The sequence below is a fragment of the Bacillus sp. FSL R12-0074 genome (genome assembly GCF_038005725.1).
GTDB classification, from domain to species: Bacteria; Bacillota; Bacilli; order Bacillales; family Bacillaceae_G; genus Bacillus_A; species Bacillus_A mycoides.
The window spans coordinates 4,167,006-4,181,282 of the sequence record NZ_JBBOTR010000001.1 but is presented as its reverse complement, the minus strand read 5'-3'; the positions used below and the strand labels follow the sequence as shown (position 1 = coordinate 4,181,282).

The window sequence follows — 14,277 nt, the reverse complement described above, 5'->3', positions numbered from 1 at the left end:
TCCTACTGTTTCTTTTTTTTATGCGATTCCTATGTAAAAGTGATACACTATCTTCGTAGAGTAAAGTGTCACTGCAAGGGGGAAAAGTGTGTGAAAGAAGAGAAAATACGTTTACGCAAACAAATAATAGAACACATGAATTCTTTATCTGAAGAACAGTATACAACTTTATCGGAACAAATTGCAGTTTCGGTGTATGGACAAAAAGAGTGGGTTGAAGCTAAAACAATTGGAATCACTCTCTCGATGGAGCATGAAGTGAATACATATCCGATTATCGAAAAAGCTTGGGAAGAAGGAAAGAAAATTGTTGTTCCGAAGTGTAATAAAGGGACAAGAGCGATGTCTTTTCGACAAATTAGTAATTTAAATCAATTAGAAACAGTATATATGAATTTACGTGAACCGATTCCAGCACTTACGGAAGAAGTGAATGCGTGTGAAATTGATCTTCTTATCGTGCCAGGAGTAGCTTATACACGCCGAGGAGAACGGATTGGATATGGCGGTGGCTACTATGATCGTTATCTCGTGCACTATAAAGGGAAAACGCTATCATTAGCTTATGATTTTCAAATTGTAAAACATATTCCGGTAGAGCCATTTGATAAAAATGTAGAAAAAATTATTACAGAAAAAGGAACAATGGTTATAAATGGGCTTGTATAGACAAATAAAAATTGACGAGACTTTTTCTTCTTGATTATAATAAAATATGTGAACGTTTTCTTATTATAATTTTTTTATAGTAAGTGAGCATAAAGGGTGATGAAATGATATCCATTTATGATATTCAGCAATTGCTAAAGAAATTTGGCACGATTATTTATACGGGTGATCGAATCGCTGATTTACAATTAATGCAAGATGAATTGCGTGAATTAAATCAATCACAGCTAATCGATCCACAAGACTATCAAACAGCTTTATTTTTGTTGAAGCAAGAAATTCAAAAAGAGATAAATAAGAAATAGATAAAGGTAGGTACGTAACATGGAAGAGAAATGGTTAGTTGGTGTTGACCTTGGTGGTACAACGATTAAATTAGCATTTATTAATGTGTACGGTGAAATTTTACATAAGTGGGAAATCCCTACGAATACAAATGAACAAGGAAAACATATTACACTTGATGTAGCGAAAGCTATTGATAAAAAGTTAGAAGAATTAGGTGAATTAAAAAGTAAGCTAATTGGTATTGGTATGGGAGCTCCTGGTCCTGTACATGTGGCATCTGGAATGATTTATGAAGCGGTTAATTTAGGATGGAAAAACTATCCGTTAAAAGATTTACTAGAAGTAGAAACGGGATTACCTGTTGTTATTGATAATGATGCAAACTTAGCGGCGCTTGGTGAAATGTGGAAAGGTGCTGGTGAAGGAGCAAAAGATTTAATTTGTATGACACTTGGCACTGGTGTTGGTGGTGGTGTTATCGCCAATGGTGAGATTGTACATGGTATAAGCGGTGCTGCTGGTGAGATTGGACATATTACAGTTGTTACAGAGAACGCTTTTCCATGTAATTGCGGGAAGTCGGGTTGTTTAGAAACGGTAGCCTCTGCAACAGGTATTGTACGTGTTGCTATGCAACAAATACAAGAGACAGATAAAGAAAGTGTTTTACGTTCTATGTTAGCAGAAGAAGGGCTTATTACATCAAAAGATGTGTTTGAAGCGCTTGGACAAGGTGATGAACTAGCAGGTGAAGTAGTGGAAAAAGTAGCTTCTTATTTAGGATTAGCTGTAGCGAACCTTGCTAGTACGTTGAACCCAGAGAAAATCGTAATTGGTGGTGGCGTATCTAAAGCTGGAGATTCACTATTAGAGCCAATTCAACGTTATTTCGAGCAATATGCTTTCTCTCGTGCTGTAAAGAGTACGAAGTTAGCAATTGCAATACTTGGTAATGATGCAGGTGTAATTGGAGGAGCGTGGCTTGTAAAAAAGCACAAATACGAGGCGAAGATGATATAAGTTGTGAATAATGAAAAGAGGAAGGGGCCCCCTTCCTCTTTTTATGCAAGATCTTGTTGGAGAATAAAAATGTAAATGGATTAAGCTGTTGGTGGGTACCCATTATATAGAACAGTCATGATTGTAAACCATCCGAAAACAAGTACGGTTGCAATAGCGAAGCCGCCCGCGAATAAGTTTTTTTCGCGAAGTGTTCTAAGCGTAGCAAATACAGCTAACAGAGTGACTAGCGTAAAAATAATAACAAGGCCCATACAATATCCTCCTCTGTCTACTCATTCCTTAGAATGAGTTTTTAGAATATTTACTCTTTTATATTGTACATGTTTTAAAAATGATTGTCGAGATGACACGCCTTCTTTTCCTAAGAGAAAGAAATGTTGTATCATTAAAAGTAAATTAAATAACTGGAGGAGATTTTCATATGAAATGGATACAAATGCCTTTAGGCCCATTACAAACAAATGCTTATATTTTAACGAATGATCAAAATGAGTGTATTATTTTTGATCCTGGTCATGAAGGAGAGAAACTTGTTACATATTTACAAGAAGCGCAGTTAAAGCCACTTGCGGTTTTATTAACACATGCTCACTTTGATCATATTGGTGCTGTTGATGCCGTGAGAGACGCTTTTCATATTCCGGTATACGTACATAAAGAAGAAGCGAATTGGTTAGGCGATGCAACTGTGAATGGCTCGCAAATTTTTATGATGAACCGCAGTATTACAGCAAAACCAGCAGATCATATTATTGACGGAGAGGGTACATTAACGATCGGCTCTTTTAGTTTTGAAATTTTTGAGACACCAGGACATTCTCCAGGAAGTATTTCTTATTACAGTAAAGAAGCGAATGCTGTATTTTCTGGAGATGTATTGTTCCAAATGAGTATTGGAAGAACGGATTTACCTGGTGGAAGTTTTGCTGAATTAATTGGAAGTATTGAAGAGAAATTATTTGTATTACCAGATGAAACAGCGGTGCTATGTGGACACGGTCCAGAAACAAGCATTGGTTTTGAAAAAGAAAATAATCCATTTTTACAATAAGGAGTCATTATGGGGATGGAGCTCAATTTAAGAGAATGGATGGGAAAAGAAAAGGATCATGCGATTTCATATAGTACGTATATGAACCTCGTATTATATGCAGAGGAACATGGGTATTATATGAGAGAACGTGAAAAAATTGGAAGACAGGGAGATTTTTTTACGAGTAGCAATGTATCTTCTGTATTTGCGAAGACTTTTGCTAAGTTTTTTATTCGGCTTGTTGAAAAGGGAGAAGTTTCTCCAAATATTTGTGAGATTGGTGGGGGAACAGGAAAGTTTGCCTATGATGTTTTACAAGAATGGAAACAATTATCTCCGGAAACCTTTATCAATTTAAACTATTCAATTATTGAAGTGAGCCCTTTTCATAGAAGGCTACAACAGGAGAGGCTTTGCTTATTTGATAATGTGTCGTATTATACATCTTATATTGAAATGGGAGAGTCTTTCGAAGGAATTATTTTTTCGAATGAATTATTTGATGCGTTTCCTGTTGAGATAGTTGAGAAAAGAAATGGAATTTTGTATGAAGTACGTATCACGTATACAGATGAGGGAAACCTTACAGAAGTATTTAGACCGATAGAGAAAAGAGTCGGTCGTTACTTATTGAAATATAACATTCATATTGCTGAGGGACAGCGCTTTGAAGTGCCTATTGCAATGGAAGAGTATATAGAAGAGATTGCGAAATGGTTTCAGAAAGGTATATGTATTACAGTTGATTATGGATATACAAAAGAAGAATGGATGCATCCTGCACATCGTGAAGGAAGTTTAAGAGGATATTATAAGCACAAGCTAATTCGTAATCCTCTTGCATATCCAGGAGAAATGGACCTTACTACGCATGTTCATTGGGATGAGTTGAAGATGAATTTTGAGCTACAAGGAATTAATACGATATGGCATAGGAAGCAATCAGAGTTTTTGTTAGCAGCAGGAATATTAGATCAGCTTGCTAGCCATCAAGATACCAACCCTTTTTCTGAAACTCAAAAACTAAATAGAGCTATTCGCTCTATGATTTTGAACGGAGGATTAGGTAATGCTTTCGATGTTGTTATACACACAAAAGATATGAAGAATTTACTTTTGAATCAATATTTAACAATATGAAAAAAAACAAGACACAGTATTTTCTGTGTCTTGTTTTTTAATACGACTTTTAATTATGTAGCATTATATATTTTCTCTCATGATATATATTTATATTAAAGATATGAGATGAAAAATATAGAATACACTCTTTTTCTCTGTCTATAGGTCCCTAACCTAATAATACGCGAACGAGTTGAATGATTGTTTCGTTTTCTACTTTGTAGTAAATTTCCAATCCTTTTCTTTCACTAGAAACGATTTTAGCACTTTTTAACTTTGCTAAATGCTGTGAAATTGTAGATTGTGGCATGTTTAAGCCTGTGTACATTGTAGAAACGTTGCTTGGGCCACGTTCAATTAATCCCTTTACAATACATAAGCGAACAGGATGAGCAAGCACTTTCAATAATTCTGCATTGCTTTCATATAGTTCTATTTCTTTTTGAAAGGTTTCTAACATGTTCTTTTCCACCTCCGTGTGAGCTGTTATACCATACTATACATACCAAAAAATCAAAGAAAAGAAAACAGTTGTTGCAGAAAAAAAGTCCTAAAGTAAAGAAATTGTAAGAAAAGAGACCCTGATGTAAATAAAATAGATAAATTTGTACAGTTTTGTAAAATGACATTTTTGAGTGAAAATTTTGATGCGTTTCAAAAATTGAAAGATATAGATATATTCGTAACACAATTTTATCATGATTTTCTTATTCTTTCAAATGAATATACAAAATTTTTAAAATAATATGACAAAGGAATTATAATGTTATATATAGAATATATAACAGGTTAAAAGAAAAGAAGCTGATTATGATCAGCTTCATTATGATGATAATGAAATGTTTGGATGTAACTGATACATCTTAGAATAATCAAGTCATCAGTCATTTATTCTAGAGTTCATCTTTTTAAACAACTATTTTATTTCTTGAAGAGTTTTATTATTCGTACACAGCTTCGTTTCTTCCCTTTATGCATTTACAGGTTCTTCTACATAAGAAAGGGCATTTTCAAAATCGGATATTAAATCGTCAACATTTTCAAGGCCAACGGATAACCGAAGTAATGAATTAGAAATACCTCTTTCATCACGAGCTTCTTGCGACAATGCTGCATGTGACATTTTAGCTGGGTAGGAAAGAATCGATTCGACAGCTCCTAAACTAACTGCGAAGACAGGTAATTTTAATTTTGATAAAAATTGGCGGAGTGCGTCTTCTGATTGTAAAGTGAAAGATAGGACAGCTCCGGCTGATGTAGCTTGAGATTGTTGAATGTCAAATCCAAGATGTGTTTGTAAGCCAGGATAATAGACATTTTGAACTTTAGTGTGCTCTTGTAAAAAATGTGCGATTTTGTTGGCACCTGCAGCTGAATGTTCGAGACGTACATGCAATGTTTTAATGCCGCGAAGCACGAGAGAACAATCTTGCGGTCCTAAAATAGCACCAAAAGCGTTTTGTAGAAAGCCGAGCTTTTGAGCGAGTTCTTCATCTTTTACGACAGCTAATCCGGCGGTGACATCGCTATGACCAGCAATAAACTTTGTAGCGCTATGAAGAACGACATCAGCGCCAAGATCAAGCGGTTTTTGAAATAGTGGTGTCAAAAATGTATTATCAACAAAAGTAAGAGCACCAATAGATTTTGCAAGATTAGAAACAGCACGAATATCTGTCACTTTTAAAAGTGGGTTAGAAGGTGTTTCTACATAAAAGAGCTTCGTATTTGGTTTAATGTTTTCTTTTACTTCTTCCACATTGGTCATATCAACAAATGTATGTGAAACACCATAACGGGAGAGAACTTCAGTAACAATTCGATAAGTACCTCCATATACATCTTCTGAAATAAGAACATGGTCACCTTGTGAAAGAAGGAGAAATGCAGTAGAAATGGCTGCAATGCCTGATGCAAAGGCAAATCCTTTTGTCCCGCCTTCTAATAAAGCAATGATATCTTCAAGAGCTTCACGTGTTGGATTTCCAGATCTACTATAGTCATACTTTCCGAAAGCATCTACATCAAACTGATGGAATGTTGATGTGTTATAGATGGGAACGTTAACAGCTCCTGTGTGTGAGTCATGCTTGTATTGATTATGCAGTAAAAGCGTATCTATGGAATAACTCATATTCTTACACCTTCTTTTACAAGTTTAATTGCTTGCTTTAAGTCTCGAATTAAGTCGTTGCTATTTTCGATGCCGACTGAAAAACGGAGAAGACGATTACACACACCACGTGCTGTTCGAACATCTTCTGGAATATCGGCATGAGTTTGCGTTGCTGGATAAGTCATTAAACTTTCGACACCGCCAAGACTTTCAGCAAATGTAATTAAGGATAAAGATTGTAAGAAAGGATTAATCCAAGTTTCATCTTGAAGGCGAAATGAAATCATACCACCTCTTCCTGGATAAAATACATCTGTCACACCATCTTCATCATTTAAATAAGCAACAATTGCATGAGCGTTTTCTTCATGCTGTTTCATGCGAAGTGCTAAAGTCTTCATGCCTCGAATTAATAGCCATGAATCAAACGGGCTTAAGACAGCACCAGAGGCATTATGATAATGAGCAAGCTCCTCGCAAAGAGATTTCCCTTTCGCAACGACAAGTCCGCTTAGTACATCGTTATGACCGCCTAAATATTTAGTTGCGCTATGAAGGACGATGTTTGCACCTTCTGTTAATGGTTGCTGTATATAAGGTGTATAGAACGTGTTATCTACAATAAGAAGTAGTCCGTGCCTTTTCGCTACACTTGCTACACTTACGATATCAGTTACTTGCATTAATGGATTAGTCGGTGTTTCTATGAAAATAGCCTTCGTTTGAGATGTGATTGCTTGCTCAATTTGTTTAATAGATTGTGTATCTACGTATCTACATCGAATATTCCACTTGTCTTCATGTTCGGAAAATAGACGATATGTTCCCCCGTATAAGTCTTCAGATACGATAAGCTCATCTCCGGAACGGAATAGTGAAAGGACAAGGAGAACAGCCGCCATTCCTGAACTACAGGCATACCCTTGCTCACCGCTTTCTAAGTCTGCAATTGCCTGTTCTAAAAGGCCGCGAGTCGGATTTCCAGTTCTTGAATAGTCAAATCCAGTAGATTTACCAATTCCTTCGTGACGATAAGCAGTTGAGAAATAAACAGGTGGATTAACCGTTCCTGTTGTAGCTTCGCTACGGTTCCCGATTTGTGCTAGTTTTGTTTCGATTGTTGACATGTAAAAATTCCCCCTTTTTAAAGTGAACGACTAAGTGAAAATAAAAAAAGCCTTCTAAGAAGAAGGCTTTCGGATTGAATAGAGTCTTCTTCTCATCTGTCAAATCTTTCACAATTTGCTGGAATTAGCACCTTATTAACGAATGAATGTTAATGGTTGCTGAGGCGTCAAAGGGCCAGTCCCTCTACCTCTCTAGATAAGAATGTTCGTATGAAATTTTATTATGGTTTTAACTTTACAACAAAAGATAATTGAATTGCAACTTTATTTTAAATAATTTTTATTTTTCCGCAAGTGTCATTGACTTTTATTTTAGTGCGTGCTAAATTTATAAAAAATTAACAAACATTGTTAAAAGGGGAACGTATTTCCTTTTAGCTACATAAATAAAATAATAAAGACAAACTCTTATTGAGAGCGGTGGAGGGAAAGGCCCTGTGAAACCCGGCAACCTTCAAACTAAATGTTTGAAACGGTGCTAAAACCTGCAAAACGTGTGTTTTGCATAATAAGAGGAGGAACAATTATGTCCCCCTCTTCAAAGTGAAGAGGGGGTTTTTATATTGATAGAAATGAGGGAGATTCGTGAAATTACTAGATTTATTATCAAAAGGAATTGTAATAGGTGATGGTGCGGTTGGAACGTTATTACATTCGCATGGTTTACAAAGTAGTTTTGAAGAATTGAATTTGTCTGATCCGGACTTAATTATATCGATCCATAAACAATATGTAGCTGCTGGAGCGGATGTTATTCAAACGAATACGTATGGTGCGAATGAAGCGAAACTCCGCATGTATGGTCTAGAAAATCAAGTTGTCCAAATTAATAAAGCGGCAGTGAATATTGCGAAAGCATCAGTAACAGATCGGAATGCAATTTTAGGGACAATTGGAGGTATGAAACATATTGGTGCTGTTACAACGACTGATATAGAGCGAGAATTTATGTTACTTGAGCAGGCAGGTGCTTTACTAGAAGAACAGGTTGATGGATTACTATTAGAAACTTTTTATGATGAATTTGAATTATTGCATGCGGTTAAAGTATTGCGTAAACAAACGAATATTCCGATTGTTGCTCAGTTAGCGTTACATGAGGCAGGTACGACTCAAAATGGGAATGATGTCAATGAAATATTAAAACAGCTTTTAGATTACGGTGCCAATGTTGTTGGGTTGAACTGTCAACTAGGCCCGCTTCACATGACGGAAGCTTTCAAAATGATATCGATTCCTCAAAATGGCTATTTATCAGCATATCCGAATGCAGGTCTCCCGAATTATGTGGAAGGGCGTTACGTATATGAGGGAAGTCCAGCGTATTTTGAAGAAATGACACCGAAATTTATTGAACAAGGTATTCGTTTATTAGGTGGTTGTTGTGGTACTACCCCGGAACATATTGAAGGAATGAAACGTGCTATTGCAAATGTTGCACCTGTAATAGCAAAGGAGACGATTCAAAGGCCTAAAGTGGTCCATACACATGAGAAGCGTTCGAGAGCTCATGTTACTCTAGCAGAAAAGGCAAAGAAACAAACGACAGTTGTAGTGGAATTAGATCCACCGAAAACGTTAGACACGCAGCGTTTTTTTGAAGGGGCAAGAGCACTGAAAAGGGCTGGAGCGGATGCTATTACTCTAGCAGATAATTCATTAGCATCTCCTCGTGTTTCGAATATGGCTATGGGTGCATTATTAACGAAGCATGATATTCCAGTATTGACGCATTTAACGTGTAGAGACCATAACGTCATTGGACTACAGTCTCACTTACTTGGATTATCAGCATTAGGTATGGAGGAAGTGCTAGCTTTAACTGGTGATCCAGCGCGCGTTGGTGATTTCCCAGGTGCAACTTCTGTATATGATTTGTCATCGATAGAGCTCATTAAAATGATTAAAGAGATGAACGACGGACGCTCTATTTTAGGGAAATCAATTGGTCCGGCAACAAGATTTTCTGTCGGAGGTGCATTCAATCCTCATGTAAGGCATTTAAAAGCAGCGGTCAAGCGAATGGAACGAAAAATTGATGCTGGTGCTGAATATTTCTTAACGCAGCCGATATATGATGTTGCTTTAATAGAAGAAGTATATGAAGCGACAAAGCATTTGGAACAACCTATCTTTATTGGAATTATGCCGTTGGTAAGTAAGCGGAACGCAGATTTTCTTCATTTTGAAGTGCCGGGTATTACTCTCCCTGAAGAGATAAGACAAAGAATGGATGGACATGAAACGAAAGAGGCAGCCATAGAGGAAGGGATTCGTATTTCACAAGAGTTGATCGATGCGGCGATGAAATACTTTAACGGTATTTATCTTATTACACCGTTTTTAAAATATGAAATTACAGAACATCTCGTGAAATATGTGAGAGAAAAGAAAGAAGTGAAAGAAGGTATTAATTGATGAAACGAATAGAAGAGAGATTACAACATGAAATTTTAATATTAGATGGTGCAATGGGAACGATGATCCAGCAAGAAGACTTAACAGCGGAAGATTTTGGAGGAGAAGAATACGAAGGTTGTAATGAATATTTAGTAAAAACAAGACCGGATGTTATTTTAAATATTCATAAAGTCTACATTGAAGCTGGAGCAGATATTATTGAAACGAATACGTTTGGTGCAACAAATATTGTATTAAGTGATTATGCATTGTCTCATTTAGATGAAGAGTTAAACGAAAGGGCAGCGCTTTTGGCGAAGCAAGCGGTTAAAGAAAGTGGGAAAGAAGTGTATGTTGCGGGAGCGATGGGGCCAACGACGAAAGCGATTAGTGTTACAGGTGGTGTGACTTTTGAAGAGTTAATTGAAGCCTATACAAGGCAAGCGAGAGGACTATTAAGAGGAGAAGTTGATGTATTACTCGTTGAAACGAGTCAAGATATGCGTAATGTGAAAGCTGCGTACATTGGAATTCAATCGGCGTTTGAAGAACTAAACAAAATAGTACCTATTATGATTTCTGGAACAATTGAACCGATGGGAACGACTTTAGCGGGTCAAACGATCGAAGCCTTTTATTTATCGGTAGAGCATATGAAGCCATTATCGGTTGGATTAAACTGTGCTACTGGTCCAGAATTTATGAGGGAACATATACGTTCCCTATCTGATTTATCAGAGTGTTATATTTCGTGTTATCCAAACGCTGGTCTTCCTGATGAAGATGGGCATTATCACGAATCTCCAGCGTCACTTGCTGAAAAAGTAAAACGTTTTGCTGAAGAAGGATGGATTAATATTATTGGTGGTTGTTGTGGCACAACACCAGAACATATACGTGTAATGAAATCGGCGCTTGCCTCGATTAATCCTCGTGAGCATCATGAAAGGGTTGGACATGGAATTAGTGGACTAGAAGCGTTGCAATATGATGATTCTATGAGGCCTTTATTTGTTGGAGAAAGGACGAATGTAATTGGATCGCGTAAGTTTAAAAGATTAGTAGCAGAAGGGAAATTTGAAGAGGCTGCTGAAGTGGCAAGAGCGCAAGTGAAGAAAAATGCTCATATTATTGATATTTGTATGGCAGACCCTGATCGTGATGAAATAGAAGATATGGAAAGATTCTTGGCAGAAGTTACGAAAGTGTTAAAAGTACCGATTATGATTGATTCAACAGATGAAAATGTTATGGCGAAATCTCTTACTTATATTCAAGGAAAAGGTGTTATCAATTCTATTAATTTAGAGGATGGAGAAGAACGTTTTGAAAAAGTGACACCCCTTCTTCGGAAATACGGTGCTGCGATAGTTGTAGGGACAATTGATGAAGATGGTATGGCAGTTAGTGCAGAAAGAAAGATAGAGATTGCTAAAAGAAGCTATGAATTACTAACGAAAAAGTATGGTATACGCCCATCTGATATTATTTTTGATGCGCTTGTGTTTCCTGTAGGAACAGGTGATGAAGAATATATAGGTTCAGCGGCAGCGACTATAGAAGGAATTCGTCTTATTAAAGAAGCGTTACCAGAATGTTTAACGATTCTAGGTGTGAGTAATATATCTTTTGGTTTACCACCAGCTGGACGTGAAGTATTAAACTCTGTCTTTCTATATCATGCAACGAAAGCAGGATTAGATTATGCGATTGTTAATACGGAAAAATTAGAACGCTATGCGTTAATTCCAGAGGAAGAAAAACGTCTTGCGGATGCATTATTATTTGAAACGACGAAAGAGACGTTAGAAAAATTCACAAACTTTTACCGTGTTGCCAAAAAGAAAGAAGTCGCTACACAAGAAACGCTAACGCTTGATGAACGACTGGCAAATTATATTGTGGAAGGTACGAAGCAAGGACTACAAGAAGATCTAAGTCTCGCGCTTACAGAAGGACGAAAACCTCTGGATATTATTAACGGGCCGCTTATGACAGGAATGGATGAGGTGGGGCGATTATTTAATGGTAATGAGCTTATCGTTGCTGAAGTATTGCAAAGTGCTGAAAGTATGAAAGCTGCCGTAAGTTATTTAGAGCCACATATGGAATCTAGTGAGAGTGCAAAAAAAGGGAAAGTATTATTAGCGACTGTTAAAGGAGACGTACATGATATTGGGAAAAACCTTGTTGAAATTATTTTATCAAATAACGGATATGAAATTATTAATTTAGGAATTAATGTTCGTTCGGATCGAATTGTTCAAGAAGTACAAGAAAAGAAACCTGATATTATTGGCCTTTCTGGTTTGTTAGTAAAATCAGCGCAACAAATGGTAACGACTGCTGAAGATTTAAAAGCAGCGAATATTGATATTCCAATTGTTGTAGGTGGTGCAGCACTAACGAGGAAATTTACAGATAATCGTATTTCTCCATCTTATAAAGGGCTCGTATGTTATGCAAGTGATGCAATGACAGGTCTTGATATTATTAACAAATTACAAAAAGAAGAAGAACGTGAAAAGATGAAGCGAGATAAAAAGGAACGCCATCTTCATATTGTGAAACAAGAGGAGAAAAAAATAGAAATTCCCGCAGTTATTGAGCCGTTGCCAAAAGCAACTGTTATGATACCAGATTCGACGAAACGAGTTGTATTACGGGATATTCCTGCCCTCCATCTTGCACCGTTTTTAAATAGACAAATGTTAATTGGACACCATCTTGGGTTAAAAGGAAACGTAAAAAAACTCTTGCAAGAAGGGGATAAAAGAGCACATGAGCTAAATGATTTAATTGATGAATTATTACAAGAAGGACAATCTTGGTTACGCCCAAAAGCGGTGTATCAATTTTTCCCGGCGCAAAGTGATGGACAAAATATAATTATATACGATCCGGAAGATCACACACGTATTATAGAGCGATTTGAATTTCCGAGACAAGGGAAAGCACCATACCGTACTTTAGGAGATTATATACGCCCGATTGGAGATGAGATGGATTATGTCGCTTTCTTATCTGTTACCGTTGGAGAAGGGGTTCGAGATATTGCAGAGGAATGGAAGGCGAAGGGAGATTATTTACGCAGTCATGCGATTCAGTCGTTAGCACTTGAATTAGCAGAAGGACTTGCTGAAAAAACACATATGCTCATTCGTGATCGTTGGGGAATTCCAGATTCACCTGAACTGACGATGGAAGAGAGATTCCGTACAAAATATAGAGGAATACGCGTATCATTTGGTTATCCAGCATGCCCAGAACTTGCTGATCAAGAAAAATTATTTCGCTTAATTCATCCAGAAGAAATAGGTATTTCATTAACAGAAGGATTTATGATGGAGCCAGAAGCGTCTGTAACGGCTATGGTGTTTTCTCACCCTGAGGCAAGGTATTTTAGTGTACTATAGTGTAGAAGGGGGAGACGTATGAAAAAAATAGTCTTTACAGGTGGCGGTTCGGCCGGGCATGTAACACCTAATTTAGCAATTATTCCACATTTACAAAAGCAGAACTGGGATATCTCTTATATTGGTTCTCATCAAGGGATTGAGAAAACGATTATAGAAAAAGAAGGAATCCCATACCATAGTATTGCAAGCGGGAAGCTACGTCGTTATTTTGATTTGAAAAATATAAAAGATCCTTTTCTCGTGATGAAGGGTGTTATGGATGCGTACGTAACAATTCGTAAACTAAAACCGGATGTTATTTTTTCAAAAGGTGGTTTCGTATCCGTACCAGTCGTAATAGGAGGGTGGCTAAATAGGGTGCCAGTTTTATTACATGAATCTGATATGACACCTGGACTAGCAAATAAAATTGCGCTCCGTTTTGCCTCGAAAATATTTGTTACATTTGAAGAAGCAGCGAAACATTTACCGAAAGAAAAAGTAATATATACAGGATCGCCTGTACGTGAAGACGTACTAAGAGGAAATCTTGAAAAAGGTTTAAAGTTTCTAGGGTTTTCCCGGAAGAAATCAGTTATTACTGTTATGGGAGGAAGTTTAGGCGCAAAGAAAATTAATGAAACGGTTCGATCGGCACTTCCAGATCTTCTGAAAAATTATCAAATTGTGCATCTTTGCGGAAAAGGAAATCTTGATGAATCCTTACAAAATAAAGAAGGATATAGACAATTTGAATATGTACATGAAGAGTTGCCGGATATATTAGCAGCAACAGATTTTGTTATTTCACGTGCGGGATCCAACGCGATTTTTGAATTTTTAACAATGCAAAAGCCTATGGTTTTAATTCCGTTATCGAAATTTGCAAGCCGTGGAGATCAAATTTTAAATGCTGAATCCTTTAAAAGACAAGGGTATGCATCGGTATTATATGAAGAGGATGTAACGGTGAACTCACTTATAAAGCATATAGAAGAGCTATCTCATAATAATGAGACGTATAAAACAGCATTAAAAAAATATAATGGAAAAGAAGCGATTAAAACTATCATTCAACATATTTCAGAGGCATGATTAAAC

Annotated in this window: 12 protein-coding genes and 2 riboswitches; of the genes, 8 read left to right on the top strand and 4 right to left on the bottom strand. The window is 36.7% G+C overall.

What is annotated here, in order from left to right:
* Nucleotides 1–90 precede the first annotated feature (90 nt).
* The 3 genes from NSS97_RS21735 to glcK all read left to right on the top strand — a co-directional run bounded on the left by NSS97_RS21735 (nt 91) and on the right by glcK (nt 1,977).
* Nucleotides 91–669, top strand: coding sequence for a 5-formyltetrahydrofolate cyclo-ligase (locus NSS97_RS21735; RefSeq protein ID WP_044442576.1), 579 nt, complete (start codon nt 91–93; stop codon nt 667–669).
* 104 nt (nt 670–773) lie between these two features.
* Nucleotides 774–974 carry a YqgQ family protein gene (locus NSS97_RS21730; protein WP_002015140.1) on the top strand — a complete coding sequence of 67 codons (201 nt, stop codon included), beginning with the start codon at nt 774–776 and terminating at the stop codon, nt 972–974.
* A 19-nt stretch (nt 975–993) separates the two neighbouring features.
* Complete coding sequence (gene glcK / locus NSS97_RS21725; RefSeq protein WP_002088641.1) at nt 994–1,977, top strand: glucokinase; 984 nt, start codon at nt 994–996, stop codon at nt 1,975–1,977.
* A gap of 80 nt (nt 1,978–2,057) precedes the next feature.
* Here glcK and NSS97_RS21720 read toward each other — a convergent pair whose 3' ends face one another.
* Nucleotides 2,058–2,231 (bottom strand): DUF2759 domain-containing protein, encoded by a 174-nt coding sequence (locus NSS97_RS21720; protein ID WP_002015138.1) that lies wholly within the window; start codon nt 2,229–2,231, stop codon nt 2,058–2,060.
* Between the two features lie 170 nt (nt 2,232–2,401).
* Here NSS97_RS21720 and NSS97_RS21715 point away from each other — a divergent pair, with 170 nt between their 5' ends.
* Nucleotides 2,402–3,031, top strand: a complete 630-nt coding sequence (locus NSS97_RS21715; RefSeq protein ID WP_044442578.1) for an MBL fold metallo-hydrolase — start codon at nt 2,402–2,404, stop codon at nt 3,029–3,031.
* 9 nt (nt 3,032–3,040) lie between these two features.
* The gene (locus NSS97_RS21710; RefSeq protein ID WP_107886341.1) at nt 3,041–4,153 is read left to right on the top strand and encodes an SAM-dependent methyltransferase; all 1,113 of its coding nucleotides are present in this window, start codon (nt 3,041–3,043) and stop codon (nt 4,151–4,153) included.
* 151 nt (nt 4,154–4,304) lie between these two features.
* Here NSS97_RS21710 and NSS97_RS21705 read toward each other — a convergent pair whose 3' ends face one another.
* The 3 genes from NSS97_RS21705 to NSS97_RS21695 all read right to left on the bottom strand — a co-directional run bounded on the left by NSS97_RS21705 (nt 4,305) and on the right by NSS97_RS21695 (nt 7,378).
* Nucleotides 4,305–4,595, bottom strand: coding sequence for an ArsR/SmtB family transcription factor (locus NSS97_RS21705; RefSeq protein WP_000894375.1), 291 nt, complete (start codon nt 4,593–4,595; stop codon nt 4,305–4,307).
* Nucleotides 4,596–5,105: 510 nt separating this feature from the next.
* The gene (gene metC, locus NSS97_RS21700) at nt 5,106–6,269 is read right to left on the bottom strand and encodes a cystathionine beta-lyase (RefSeq protein ID WP_107886342.1); all 1,164 of its coding nucleotides are present in this window, start codon (nt 6,267–6,269) and stop codon (nt 5,106–5,108) included.
* Complete coding sequence (locus NSS97_RS21695) at nt 6,266–7,378, bottom strand: methionine biosynthesis PLP-dependent protein (protein ID WP_002015129.1); 1,113 nt, start codon at nt 7,376–7,378, stop codon at nt 6,266–6,268. Before NSS97_RS21695 ends, metC begins: the two co-directional genes overlap by 4 nt.
* An 89-nt stretch (nt 7,379–7,467) precedes the next feature.
* Nucleotides 7,468–7,581: riboswitch (SAM riboswitch) on the bottom strand.
* A 202-nt stretch (nt 7,582–7,783) separates the two neighbouring features.
* Nucleotides 7,784–7,893: riboswitch (SAM riboswitch) on the top strand.
* A gap of 70 nt (nt 7,894–7,963) precedes the next feature.
* Here NSS97_RS21695 and NSS97_RS21690 point away from each other — a divergent pair.
* Genes NSS97_RS21690 through NSS97_RS21680 form a run of 3 tightly spaced genes read left to right on the top strand, consistent with a single transcriptional unit; the run spans nt 7,964 to nt 14,271 of the window.
* Complete coding sequence (locus tag NSS97_RS21690; RefSeq protein WP_107886343.1) at nt 7,964–9,796, top strand: bifunctional homocysteine S-methyltransferase/methylenetetrahydrofolate reductase; 1,833 nt, start codon at nt 7,964–7,966, stop codon at nt 9,794–9,796.
* A complete protein-coding gene (metH, locus tag NSS97_RS21685) occupies nt 9,796–13,194 on the top strand; it encodes a methionine synthase (RefSeq protein WP_341114015.1) in 3,399 nt (1,132 codons plus the stop codon). The genes NSS97_RS21690 and metH overlap by 1 nt, the downstream gene beginning before the upstream one ends.
* 18 nt (nt 13,195–13,212) lie before the next feature.
* Complete coding sequence (locus NSS97_RS21680; RefSeq protein WP_002067149.1) at nt 13,213–14,271, top strand: undecaprenyldiphospho-muramoylpentapeptide beta-N-acetylglucosaminyltransferase; 1,059 nt, start codon at nt 13,213–13,215, stop codon at nt 14,269–14,271.
* Nucleotides 14,272–14,277 lie beyond the last annotated feature (6 nt).

What these genes read in the sequence shown, in the direction of transcription:
- NSS97_RS21705 (WP_000894375.1), bottom strand. Translation starts at nt 4,595, where the DNA reads ATGTTAGAAACCTTTCAAAAAGAAATAGAACTATATGAAAGCAATGCA.
- glcK (WP_002088641.1), top strand. Translation starts at nt 994, where the DNA reads ATGGAAGAGAAATGGTTAGTTGGTGTTGACCTTGGTGGTACAACGATT.
- NSS97_RS21710 (WP_107886341.1), top strand. Translation starts at nt 3,041, where the DNA reads ATGGGGATGGAGCTCAATTTAAGAGAATGGATGGGAAAAGAAAAGGAT.
- metC (WP_107886342.1), bottom strand. Translation starts at nt 6,269, where the DNA reads ATGAGTTATTCCATAGATACGCTTTTACTGCATAATCAATACAAGCAT.
- NSS97_RS21715 (WP_044442578.1), top strand. Translation starts at nt 2,402, where the DNA reads ATGAAATGGATACAAATGCCTTTAGGCCCATTACAAACAAATGCTTAT.
- metH (WP_341114015.1), top strand. Translation starts at nt 9,796, where the DNA reads ATGAAACGAATAGAAGAGAGATTACAACATGAAATTTTAATATTAGAT.
- NSS97_RS21695 (WP_002015129.1), bottom strand. Translation starts at nt 7,378, where the DNA reads ATGTCAACAATCGAAACAAAACTAGCACAAATCGGGAACCGTAGCGAA.
- NSS97_RS21720 (WP_002015138.1), bottom strand. Translation starts at nt 2,231, where the DNA reads ATGGGCCTTGTTATTATTTTTACGCTAGTCACTCTGTTAGCTGTATTT.
- NSS97_RS21730 (WP_002015140.1), top strand. Translation starts at nt 774, where the DNA reads ATGATATCCATTTATGATATTCAGCAATTGCTAAAGAAATTTGGCACG.
- NSS97_RS21680 (WP_002067149.1), top strand. Translation starts at nt 13,213, where the DNA reads ATGAAAAAAATAGTCTTTACAGGTGGCGGTTCGGCCGGGCATGTAACA.